At 50.4% G+C, this 12,708-nt stretch carries 8 protein-coding genes; all 8 read left to right on the top strand.

Annotated elements, in window-relative coordinates:
- Positions 1 to 36 precede the first annotated feature (36 nt).
- The 8 genes from G519_RS0124030 (at position 37) to G519_RS0124070 (ending at position 12,629) form a co-directional block, all read left to right on the top strand.
- A complete protein-coding gene (locus G519_RS0124030) occupies positions 37 to 2,220 on the top strand; it encodes a glycoside hydrolase family 88/105 protein (RefSeq protein WP_036633694.1) in 2,184 nt (727 codons plus the stop codon).
- 138 nt (positions 2,221 to 2,358) lie between these two features.
- On the top strand, positions 2,359 to 4,710 hold the full coding sequence (locus G519_RS0124035) for a helix-turn-helix domain-containing protein (RefSeq protein WP_244280203.1): 2,352 nt from the start codon (positions 2,359 to 2,361) through the stop codon (positions 4,708 to 4,710).
- Positions 4,711 to 4,912: 202 nt separating this feature from the next.
- On the top strand, positions 4,913 to 5,884 hold the full coding sequence (locus G519_RS0124040) for an ABC transporter permease (protein WP_051253635.1): 972 nt from the start codon (positions 4,913 to 4,915) through the stop codon (positions 5,882 to 5,884).
- A gap of 17 nt (positions 5,885 to 5,901) precedes the next feature.
- A complete protein-coding gene (locus G519_RS0124045; protein ID WP_029196868.1) occupies positions 5,902 to 6,783 on the top strand; it encodes a carbohydrate ABC transporter permease in 882 nt (293 codons plus the stop codon).
- Between the two features lie 32 nt (positions 6,784 to 6,815).
- Positions 6,816 to 8,369, top strand: a complete 1,554-nt coding sequence (locus tag G519_RS0124050; protein ID WP_029196869.1) for an extracellular solute-binding protein — start codon at positions 6,816 to 6,818, stop codon at positions 8,367 to 8,369.
- A gap of 318 nt (positions 8,370 to 8,687) precedes the next feature.
- On the top strand, positions 8,688 to 9,788 hold the full coding sequence (locus tag G519_RS0124060; RefSeq protein ID WP_029196871.1) for a rhamnogalacturonan acetylesterase: 1,101 nt from the start codon (positions 8,688 to 8,690) through the stop codon (positions 9,786 to 9,788).
- A 51-nt stretch (positions 9,789 to 9,839) separates the two neighbouring features.
- On the top strand, positions 9,840 to 10,493 hold the full coding sequence (locus G519_RS0124065) for a hypothetical protein (RefSeq protein ID WP_084160310.1): 654 nt from the start codon (positions 9,840 to 9,842) through the stop codon (positions 10,491 to 10,493).
- A gap of 129 nt (positions 10,494 to 10,622) precedes the next feature.
- Positions 10,623 to 12,629: a beta-galactosidase gene (locus G519_RS0124070; protein ID WP_029196873.1), complete on the top strand. Its 2,007-nt coding sequence runs from the start codon at positions 10,623 to 10,625 to the stop codon at positions 12,627 to 12,629.
- Positions 12,630 to 12,708: the final 79 nt, after the last annotated feature.

Below are 12,708 nucleotides of genomic sequence, written 5' to 3' on the forward strand. Positions count from 1 at the left end.
AGGTGGAGAAGTTTTATCCAATGGGAGGTAACGCACATGCTGCCTTATTTTGACGAACAGGATTCTATAGTGAAGAAAGCCGCCGGGCGGACGCAGGACATTCTGGCCACTGTTGCAGGCAGATTCATCGGCGCGCATCCGAAGCAGCCTCCGGTTTACCGGACGTATAACAAGCAGGGTTTTCGCAGAGACACTGACTATCGGTATGAGATCGATCTGGCCCAAAAGCTCAAGGATCTGAAGGAAGGACAGTTTGTCTATGTGTGGGGCAAGCTGTGGAGCGAGCAGGAAGCAGATGTGCCCTTCAGCGTAAGCTGCTTTAGTCCCGTCCGCGTCTTTGTCAGCGGTGAGCTGAAGTTTCAATCGAATTTGAACGATGATGTGTTTCCCGATCGGAAGACCGGCTTTCGCACTAAGCTGTGCAAAGGGTGGAACCATTTTGTACTGGAATTTGTCAAGACCGGTACAGGCTGCGGCGGACGCTTCGGTACGGGGTCCGTCAAAGGCTTCCCGCTGCACTTCCTGGCACCTGCACCAGTAAGGGACGGACAAGAAGGCTGGATATACAGTGAGCCTCAAGATGCAGCCTGGTCGATTTTGCCGGGTGACGGCATGTCCGAGTCGGCGGCAGACTGCCGTTGGTTTCCGGAACGGGATTGGTCTGAAGACCAGGCAAGCCAAGGCTGCTTTGCGCGGGTTTGCGGGAGTAGTAACCCGGGGCAGCAGGCTTTCGCATGGTCCAAGCTCGAATTTTCAGGAGTTGAGCCTCAGAATGTCGTACTGAAAGGTACGCACGACGGGCCGTTCACCGCTTATTTGAACGGTGAGCCGGTGCATCGCGAAGGTAAGGATAAGGGAGCTTTTGAAATTCCGCTGCGTCCCTCTTTCGGTTCCCAAGACCTGGTGATCCGATCGACATGTTTCGGTACTCAATGGGGAATCTCGTTTGAACCACTGTCGCAAAATGATGTTATCCGGTGGACGAAGCCTTATCCGGTGGAAGGGCTAAGGGAGCCGTGGCTTTATCTCGGACCGTTTGCGGACGGCGCGGCACCAGAAGCCGGGAACATTACCCGATTGGACTCGCTGTTCGGCCGGAGCGGCGAAGCGGTGTTCTGGCGCGCCGATCAGCCTGATGCCTGGGTCAGGCCGTACCTGGAAAACGCGATGTTCGGCAAATGGAACTACCCGCTTGGGGTTACGCTCTACGGCATTTTGGAAGCGGGGAAAGTACTCGGAAATTCCCATTATATCGATTACGTTGCCGATTTCATTGAAAGCAGCACCGCTTTGGACGCTTATTCGCTGTGGGACCAAGAGCAATATGGAGCTCCAGGCATGAATCATCAGCTTACGCTGATCGATAGCTTGGACGACTGCGGTTCCTTCGGCGCCACGATGCTGCAGACGCACAAGCAGCGGGAGCTGAAAGGGGCGAAAGGTGCGGCGGACCGGATTGCGTATTACATTGCGCACGTGCAGGACCGTTTGCCGGACGGCGCTTTGTACCGGGTACGGGGCACGACCGATTTTATGAAGAATACGATGTGGTGTGATGACTTATACATGAGTACCCCGTTCTTGTGCCGGTATTACGAGATGACGGGGGATCACGCGTATTTGGATGATGCGGCGAGGCAGTTTTTGCTGTACAAGCAGCGTTTGTTTATGCCGGAGCAGCAGATTATGCACCACGTCTATGATTATAAATTCAATCGGCAGAACGGCGTTCCATGGGGGCGGGGAAACGGCTGGGTGCTTTTTTCACTGACCGAGCTCCTCGCAGTGATGCCCGAAAACCACGAACTCCGCGATGAAGTATTGAGCTTCTTCCGGGAGCTCTGCGAAGGTTATTTGCGTTTGCAGGATTCGGAGGGATTGTGGCACCAAGTGCTGACCGATCCGGAATCGTATGCGGAGGCTTCCTGCACTTCGATGTTCGTCTATGCCTTTGCCCGCGGCGTCCGCTTCGGGTGGCTGGCTAAACCGCAGCCATACGTTCAGGCCGTGCTTCATGGCTGGGACGGCCTCGCCCGGGCCTGCATCGATAAGCATGGCAACGTGTATGGCGTATGCCGCGGTTCCGGTTATTCATACAACAAGCTCTATTATAAAGACGAGCTGTCTTGGCAATTGAACGATACTCACGGTATCGGGATCGTACTGCTGGCGGGTATCGAGACGATCAAACTGCGGAGGTACCTCAGTCAATCGATATAAATGACAATACCTCTCGAGGCCTTCCGTAGGGTACGTACGGGGGGCTTTTCTTTCATATTGAATTCAGATGAAGTTCAGATATATCGACGGTATGAAACGCAAGAAGTCGAAATGACACAGGTAAAGAGGTGGGGTCGCGTGAAGAAATGGGTAAAATTCACACACAAAATATTTAATTCCATATTTACTCCAGGAAAAGGTATGTTTTACAGGAAAAGCTTAGTGCTCATCCTGCTCATTACATCGATTCCCGGTCTGATTATGGGCTTCCTCATGTATTGGTTTGCGGGCGGGCGAATCGAAGAAGAACTGGTCCAACTCCACAAAAATCAAATTACAAGGCGGGCAGAAAGCTTAGGTGTGCAGTTTGACCACTCGGAGCTGACCATGTCCCATTTGGCGTTCGAGCCGCTCTTAGACTACCGCTTGCTTGAGACTGATTTTAATCGCAAATTTGACATTACCCGGGATATTACCAAAACTCTTATCATTATGGAAGGCTCAATGACGCTGACGACAAAGCTGGAGTTTTATATGGGCGGAACTACCCCCATTCAATTCTCCCCTGAATATAACTTGCTCCCTCCCGATTCCGAGGAGTGGAAGCAGAGCGAGACGCTGCTCAAGCAAGGTCCCCCCGTTTATTGGACGCTGCTGCCTTCCAGGCTGGGAATAAGGGAAAAGCCGGATTTGGCGCTTGTACACAAAATGCCGGGCGGTACCATGGCACCCTATGGTATTCTCATTGCCCGTACGAATAGGGAACGTTTGCAGGACTTGTTGAAAACGCTAACACCCTACGAGGATGGGGAGGCATTCCTGATGCAGGAGGATGGAACGCTGTTGGCTTCCACAGGGACAGGCGATTCGTCTGCTTTACTGCAGGAGTTAAGGTCCGAAGTGCTGCACCATCCGGTCGGTACGCCTTCCTTTATATGGAATGGGGACCATAACAAATACTCCGTTTCCTTCGGTAAGTTCGAGCGGATTGGTACGACATGGATCTATGTATCCGCGGCACCAATCGATGCCATAACCAGGCCTGTCGTGTTTTTGTCCAAGCTCGTGATGCAGATTAGCTGCGCAGGCATGCTGCTGGCAGCGGCGTTGGCTTGGTTCGCCTCCAGGCGGATCTATTCCCCTATGGCCAGGCTGATGGGTCTGCTTTCCTACGGCAAACAGACGTCGTCCGTCCTGATGCAGGACGAGTTCCAAGTGATCGAGGAGCAGTGGCAGCATTTAACCCGGCAAAGCACGGCGCTGCAAAGCAAGCTCGAGACCCAGCTTCCGCAGGTTCGCCAAGGCTTCTTATATCAGCTGGTCCAAGGATATTTGTTCTCGTACGCTGAGGAAGAGCTGCGTGAACGGATGCGACAGTATGGCTGGAGGGTGGAAGAATGCCGGTACCAGGTGCTGTTCATCCGGGTGTTAGGTATGACGCAAGCGAGCATGCAGGGCCGGTTTTCCTTGGGAGACGAGGGGCTTGTCAGCTTCGCTGAGGCTAACATTGCGCAAGAAATGACAGAGGAGCGATTCGGGCAGTGCCAAGTGATCAACTTTCACGATTTGACGGTAGGTGTACTGCTTGAACTTGATGCTCAAGAGTTTGACGGCAAGAATAGCCTGTACGATCTGGGGGAAGCTCTCATCCAGATGCTGAACGGAATCCTTAAACTGCAGGCGACGGTTATCGTCGGCGGCACTTGTACGGATGTCAAACATATTCCTTGGGTTTTCGAGGAAGCGCGGCTGGCGCTTAATTACCGCAAATGGGATACGGATAATCAAATCCTCGATGTGGAACTTCTGCGCGGACGGGAGAAAACGCCAGGTTCCCAGTACCCGTTTGCTGTTGAAAGGGAAATTATTCAAGCGATGCGTACGGGCAAACTGGAAGAAACGGAGCTTCAAATTAAAGCCTTTTTGGAAGCAATGACCCAGGGCGGCGCCACCGATCTTGATGTGCGGCAAGGGGGAATGAATTTGCTCGGCACGCTGGAGCGTGAGATCATGCAGTCCGGATTGAATCCGAACGAGCTGCTGTCACCGATCAACCGGTTCGAGCAGCTATCCGAGCTTCGTGAGTCGGAGCAAATCCTGCAGTGGTTCGTTAAACAGATCATCAGGCCGTTCATGGAGGAGATGGAAAACCGCTCGGACTATAAGATCAAAAAAATCGTAGACCAGGCCATCCGATTTATCGAAGAGCATTACATGAGGGACATTTCCTTGGATGAATGCGCGGAATATTGCGGCACCAACGCCTTTCTGTTAAGCCGCTCCTTTAAACAAGTAGCGGGGAAAAATTTCATTGACTATTTAACTGACCTGCGTATGGAGAGAGCAAGAGCGCTGCTACGCGACTCCGAGCAGAAGATCTTCGATATCGCCGAACAGGTCGGATACCAGCACAGCTATTTCAACCGCCTTTTCAAAAAGTTTGAAGGCGTAACTCCGACGCAGTACCGCGAACGTGTTCGTAGAACTTAAGTTATGCAGTTGAAAAGCGATATCTGTGGAAATTCAACAAAGTGCTAATTTGTGCAATAGAAGATAATCGCTTGGAACGTAATAAACAAAAATGTCCGATGGAAATCAAAATTGCAGCGGTACATAATAAGGTTGCAGCACCGTGGTCGACCGGTCAGCGCGCAATTCATACAACTAAGGACAATTGGGGGTAGATGAACCGATGAGCCGGATCATAACGAGTTCATCCGACGGCGGTATTCGAGTCGGCGGGCATACGAAAATTTCCGAAGGAAGAGTGCTAAGGCGATTTAAAAGAGACAAGTGGCTCTATATCCTGATGATGCCCGGACTGCTTTATTTTTTGATTTTCAAATATGTCCCGATGTGGGGCGTTGCGCTTGCGTTCAAAAACTATCAGCCTTTCACCGGCTTTTGGAACAGCGAGTGGGTGGGGCTGGAGCATTTTCATAATTTTTTTCAAAATCCCGATTTCTTCAGACTCCTGAATAATACGCTGGTGCTTTCTTTATATAATCTGGTCTTTTTCTTTCCGGCACCGATCGTTCTCGCGCTGTTGCTGAACGAAATACGCATTTCTTTTTATAAACGGACGATTCAGACGCTCATCTACGTGCCTCACTTCATCTCCATGGTCATCGTGGCGAGCATCAGCTATGTGATGCTGACGACTGAGGGCGGCGTCGTGAATGAGTTTTTGTTCCAATATTCCGGTCAAAAAATCAACTTCCTGGCCGAACCCCAGTGGTTCAAGCCGCTTATCATCATCCAAACGATTTGGAAGGAATGCGGCTTTGGAACGATTATCTTCTTGGCCGCATTGGCGGGGGTTGATGTGGAGCAGTATGAGGCGGCCGTCGTTGACGGGGCAGACCGCTGGCACCAAATTTGGCATATTACGCTACCTTCCATCCGGAGCACGATCATCATTTTGCTAATACTGCGGATGGGCCATGTGCTGGATAACGGCTTCGAGCAAATCTATCTAATGACGAATGCACTGAACCGAGAAGCGGCGGATGTGTTTGATACCTATGTCTATATCATGGGTATTACTCAAGGGGCGTTCAGTTATAGTACCGCGGTCGGTCTGTTTAAATCGGTTATCGGCGTCATTCTCGTATTAGGCAGCAACTGGTTATCCAAAAAGTTCGGTCAGTCCGGCATTTACTAAAGAAGGGAGGATTTCTTATGGGCAAAAAGTACAGATCGGTTTCAGGAATTCTCTTCGACGGGTTGAACTATACGCTGCTGGCCCTGTTCGCTGTTCTCACCGTGCTGCCGTTTCTCTATGTACTCGCCGGCTCGGTTGCTACGGATGCAGAACTGACTCAAAGGTCCTTTTTTCTCATTCCTCAAACGTTCTCGATGTCTGGTTACCAATATATTCTCTCTTCGAGCACACTGTTTCGCAGTATCCTCGTATCAGTCGGTGTAACCGTCGTCGGTACGCTGGTTAACCTGGCTTTTACCGTCACCATGGCTTATCCGTTAGCTCGCCGCGAGCTCATGGGCCGCAATTCGGTGCTTAATCTTGTTGTTTTTTCCATGCTTTTTTCCGGGGGGCTGATTCCCACTTATTTGGTCGTCAAAGGGCTCGGGATGCTGGATTCCTATTGGTCTCTGATTATACCCGGGGCCATCAGCGCCTTCAACCTGATCGTTGTTAAAAACTTTTTTCAGGAGCTTCCGCCGGGTTTGGAGGAATCGGCTAAGATCGACGGCTGTACCGAGATCGGTATTTTGTGGAAAATCGTTCTGCCTCTCTCCAAGCCGGTATTAGCAACCTTTGCCCTCTTTTATGCCGTTGGGCATTGGAACAATTTCTTCTCGGCGCTGCTTTACATCAACGACGCGGCCAAATGGCCTTTGCAGGTGATGCTCCGACAAATCGTCATGCTATCGCAAAGTGCGGGCGATATGTCTCAAATGGATCCGTACTTTGCGAAGCCGCCGGAGCAAACGATCAAAATGGCGGTGATCGTTGTCGGCACGATTCCGATTTTGCTTGTCTACCCTTTCTTGCAGAAGCACTTTGCCAAAGGGGTATTGATCGGTTCGATCAAGGGATAATGTTTTTCAAATAAATTAAGGGAGATTGTACAATGAATTCGAAACTATCTGCAAAGAAAAAATGGATGGCAGCGGCTGTCCTGACTTCTTTATCCTTGGCAGCGATGATCGGCTGTTCCTCCGGAAAACAAACGGCTGCCGGCGGCAACAAAGGAGACGCGGTGGCGCAAGAGCCAATGAACATCAGCATCATGCTCCCTAACTTTAAACCTGCTTTCCCGAAGGATGACGGCCCGGTAGCGAAGGAGATTGAAAAACTTACGAATACGGATATTCATTTTGAATGGGTGCCGAACAATACGTATCCGGATAAATTCAATATTACGCTGGCTTCCGGCAAGCTGCCGATGGTTATGGTGGTCCAGGAAAAAAACGCGTCCTTTATCAATGCCGCCCGATCCGGCGCTTTCTGGGAAGTCGGGCCGTACATGAAGGATTATCCGAATCTCAGCAAAGCCAATCCGATCGTCAATAACAATATTTCGATTGACGGCAAAATTTACGGCATTTACCGTTCCAGACCGCTAGGACGCAACGGGATCGTATACCGTAAAGATTGGTTGGAAAATGTAGGCCTGCAGCCGCCGAAAACGATCGATGACTTTTACAATATGTTAAAAGCATTTAAGGAGAAGGACCCAGACAAAAACGGCAAAAACGATACTTACGGCATGGTCATTTCCAAATTTACGGGGCCTTTCGATATTATGCAGATTTGGTTCGGGGCTCCGAATAAATGGGGTCAGGATGCAACCGGCAAGCTGGTGCCGGCTCACGAGACGCCGGAATATATGGATGCGCTGAGATTTTTCAAGAAGCTCTATGACGAGAAACTGATTAATGCCGATTTCGCCGTCATGGATACTGCGAAATATAATGATCCGATTATAAACAACCAAGCAGGCGCGATGGTCGATGTTACGGACAACGCAGCGCGTTTAGATGATAAGATCCATCAAGCGCTGCAGAAAGCGGGAAAGGATGCCCCTAATAAACAGTTTATGGATATCATCGGGGCTGTTTCCGGACCGAAAGGTCTGCATAATCTTCCTACGTCGGGTTATGCGGGAATGGTTTCCATTTCCAAAACCGGAGTGAAAACTGAGCAGGAGCTCCGCCGGGTGCTTGCTTTCCTGGATAAAATGAATGAGCAAGAGCTCTCGACATTGGCGGAGCGTGGGATTGAAGGCAAGCACTACACGAAATTGGAGGGAGGCTTCATTGAAACGAGCAAGGATTCGAATTTGATGGAAGGCGAGGTTGAAGGCTTCAATCAATTTGTCGCCTTTATCCCGGAAACCCGTACCCTGCCGGTGAAGACGACTCCGGTGCGAAAAAAATCGGATGAGGTACAAAAATCCAACGAACCAATCATCGTTGCGAATCCAGCCGAACCGCTTGTATCGAATGTATACACGCAAAAAGGTGCCCAGTTGGATACCATGATCAGTGACGCGCGAACCAAGTATATCGTCGGCCAGATCGATGAAGCAGGCTTTAAGGCTGCCGTCGAATTGTGGAAGAAAAGCGGCGGAGACGATTACGTGAAAGAAATCAATGATCTGTATAAAGCGATCAAGAAATAGTACACTTGCGGGGGCTGTGTTTGCGGACACAGCCTATTTGCGCTAATCATGGAAGAGTTTCAATATGATTGTGGAAAATTAATCAAAGCACTGCAAAAAAGTCCAATCCATGTCCATGCCGAAGACAAAAAAGTATGGTTGTGGTCAAGAGAGCGTTCCTATATGTTCTTGATATCAATTCTATTTCAGTAGCCGGGTACACAGCCGGAAAGGAATTGGGACATGATTACGGGAATCTGTATTTGGTGGACGTGCCTGAATTTGAAACCTTGCCCAAGAGCCTTTATAAAAGGTCGGGTAACGAAAGGACGAAAGGGTATGAGGATTCACTATAAATTTGCGTTTCTCCCGGAAGAAGATAAACCGGATTTTATCCGAATCGATCAGACGGTTTCGTATGACATGGCTTTGGGACACGGATTTGCCGAATCTGCGGGGCCATCCAAAAATGAGGATTTGCGGGATTCCTGGCCCGGCGACTACTTCATCCCTTCCGTAAAAACGTTTCTTGTGGACGTTCCGTATGGCAACTATAGGGTATCGGTCACGTTAGGCGGCGCGGATGCGCTGTCTTCAACGACCGTGAAAGCTGGTCTTGGCAGTATCATGCTGGATAATATCCAAACACCAACCGGGCAGTTTGTTCACGAGACGTTCGCGATTCATGTCGAAAACGGCCAGCTGAAGCTCGCTTTTTCCGGCGAGGCTCCGAGTGTCCGATCCATCGTAATTGAACGGGATCCGACAATACCCACGCTGTTTTTGGCAGGAGACTCAACGGTGACCGATCAGCCCTCCGGCCAATATCCGTACGCCGGCTGGGGACAAATGATCGGGAAATTTTTCACGTCCAGCATTGCGGTATCCAATCATGCGCGCTCGGGAAGGAGCTCAAAGAGTTTTATCGATGAAAATCGGCTTGATAAAATATGGAACAGGCTGCGTCCTTCGGACTATCTACTCGTCCAGTTCGCCCACAACGATGAAAAAGACAATGCAGGGGGAACGAAGCCTTTTTCAACCTACGAACAATATTTGCGGGAATATATTCACGGGGCGAGGCGGCGCGGGGTTTATCCGATTCTTGTTTCTCCCATGCACAGACGATTTTTCGATGAGCAGGGAAACATTCAGAACACGCACGGCGATTATATCGAGGCGATGAGGCAGTTAGCCGTCGAAGAGAATGTACTGTATATTGATTTGGCGGGCACAAGCAAGCGGTTCTTCGAGCAATTAGGCGAGGAGGGGACGAAGAACATTTTCATGTGGGCGGAAGCAAACGAATATCCCGGCATGCCGGAGGGAGCCAGAGACAATACCCACTTTTCGGAGCAAGGCGGCATTAAGATCGCAAGGCTGGTTGCCGAATGCATACGAGAAGCTGGAATCGAGCCGCTGAAGTTCTATTTACGGTAGGGATAATATGCAGGCAAAGAGAATCCAATTAGCGTACAGGAGTGTATGAAAATGAAACGTTTCATGTTTCGGGCACAATGGAAAACGGGAAAGGCTGAGGCAGGATTAAGCCGTTGGACAGAGCTGGTAAACAACGATCAAAAGCTGTTTGATGACGGCGAAATGATGACGATCGCAGGCTACCGATGGGAATATCAGATTTTTTTATACTGCGAGTGCATCCACCGGGAATGGCAGCCGGAGGGTATTTTCGTGGATTTAGGGGAGTTTCTTCAGGAGTGGCCGGGAAAAAGTGAATTCAGAAAATGGATTCCCCTGGTTGATGTGTTTCACTTTAACGAGCCGGTCAGCTTTGAGCATTGGAAAAGAAAGCAGCCTGTAGAACGGCGGGTTGGCCGGGTTGCCCATTTGCGTCCGGAAATGATCGGCAGTTATATTTATTACCATTATCAGCTGCAGGAGGAAAGAGCCTTTTTAGGGGACAAGTATGAGATTATTGGAATCCATGAGAATCTACTGTTCGGTTACCAAGAGTTCCCGAAAGTAATTGAAGAGCCTGCTGCACCGAAGAAGCTGAATACTTCCGGGACACCCGGAAATTGGAATGACTCTAGAATGGATCTGCACTTTCAACCTTGGGAAGACGGGCATCTCTTTTTTAAACCGATTGAACAAGTTTTTGTTCTATACTGCGGTGACAAATAGCAATATATGGGAACGATTTCTTTAAAGCGAAGAGAGCCATTCGCTTTAGCGATGGGTCTCATCCAAGCTATTATGAAGCAGCAAATCGTATGCCTGACTAGTCGAATTCGATATGAAGAGGTGGAGAGTATGGAACGAAAGCTGTATCACGGCACAGCCTATTATCCGGAGCTGTGGGATGAGCGGACCATGGAGGAAGATATCCGCTATATGAAGGAAGCCGGCATCAATGTTGTGCGGATGGGGGAATTCGCATGGGCCAAAATGGAACCGGAGCAGGATAAGATCGATCTTTCCTTCTTTGCTGCTATCATTCGAAAGTTATACGAAAATGGCATTCAAACGATCATGTGCACGCCGACTCCGACGCCGCCGATTTGGCTTTCGCACAATCATCCGGAGAGAATGTTCGTGGACGCGGAAGGCCGTACGATGAGTCACGGGGCCAGGCAGCACGCCTGTACAAACCATCCTTTCTACAGGGAAAGAAGTCGGATGGTCATTGAAGCGTTGGCCAAGGCTGTCGGCCGCCTGCCCGGCGTTATCGGCTGGCAGACGGATAACGAGTTTAAGTGCCATGTAGCGGAATGCTATTGTGAAACATGTAAAGGGCTGTGGCACGAGTGGCTTCGTGCAAGATACGGAACGATCGAAAAGTTGAACGAGGCTTGGGGAACGCAAATTTGGAGCCAACTTTACCAAAGCTTCAAGCAGGTCCCCCAGCCCGTACGAACGCCGTTCCTGCACAATTCGTCGCTCAGCACAATGTACCGGATGTTTTCCCGTGATAAAATCGCGGAATTTCAAGACAAACAGCTCGCGGTCATTCGCCGATATTCCGATGCGCCAATAACCCATAACGATGCGATCGGTTTTCAGTCGAACCATGAGCGGATGTTCGCCAATCTCGATTTTGCCTCGTTCGACGGATATCCGAATACCGACCAATACATGATCCTGCTGATGAATTACGATCTTTGGAGAAATGTAAAGCCGGGCGTCCCTTTTTGGGTAATGGAAACGAGCACTTCTCATAACGGTCATTTGCAGGGGTACCAAAAAACGCATAAAAACGGCTTTTTGACGGCCGAGGCAGTTGCTGCTTATGCGCTTGGCGCGCAAGGCTTCAGCTATTGGCTTTGGCGCCAGCAGCGGACCGGGTGCGAACAGCCGCACGGTGCCGTACTCAGCGCCTGGGGCAAGCCGACCGTCGGCTATCAAAATGTACAAAGGACAGAGCAGGCCCGAAAGGAAATCGAGCCGCTCATCTTATCCACCAAGCCCGTCCAGGCGGAGCTTGCCATCACTTGGTCGGACAGTGCGAAGGTATTCTTTCAGACAGAGTCTTTGGAAAACCTGACCTATCAAAGTCTTATTGTCGATTGGTATACGATGGTAGCGGAAACGGGCTTGCACCGTGACTTGTTGTTCGAAAATGCGGATCTGGACGGCCATAAGGTACTGATGTCTCCCTTTATGCCTTACATGAGCGATGCTTATTTGGAGCGGGCGAAGGCGTTTGTCGAGGAAGGCGGGATCTGGATCGTCGGTCCCATGAGCGGCGGACGTACGGAGGAGCATACGGTGCACATGGATGCCGGGCTCGGCAAGCTGGACGAGCTGGCAGGCGTCGAAACACTGTATACGTTCCCGGTAACCGACACGGGAACTGTCGGCCATGCATTCGGGGAAGCGGCGGGGCTTAGCCTGTGGAGCGCATTATTTGAAGCGAAGGGCGCGACCGTCATCGGAACGGTTGAAGGCGGAGCAGCACCGGAAACGACCTTCCTGACGGAAAAACGCGTCGGTAAAGGGAAAATCGTCATGTTGGGCTCCATGCCGGAAGGCGAGCAAGGCAGAACGCTGCTCCGCAAGTTGGTCAATCGTTATGCTGAAGAGGCTGGTGTTACCGTCCGCAGCGAGGCATCAGTCGGTACGGCAGTCGCGCCGCGCATAAGTGCGGACGGATCCCTATATTGGTTCGTCATTAATATGGATGGTAATGGCGGTTGCGTAATACTGCCGAGGCAAGGTGTTGATGCGCTTATGGGAGAACCGGTTCCGGCTGGACGGTTGGAAGTCGGACCGTATAGCTATAGGGCGATTAAATTTATTTCCACCCATACCATGTACTAAATCTCTTAGAGGCGGCTAGTTAGAGATGAATAAGATTGAGATTTCGCGAACGTTTGGCTCAAAAAAATGCAGACTATCA

This window comes from Paenibacillus alginolyticus DSM 5050 = NBRC 15375, from assembly GCF_000422905.1.
GTDB lineage: Bacteria > Bacillota > Bacilli > Paenibacillales > NBRC-103111 > Paenibacillus_E > Paenibacillus_E alginolyticus.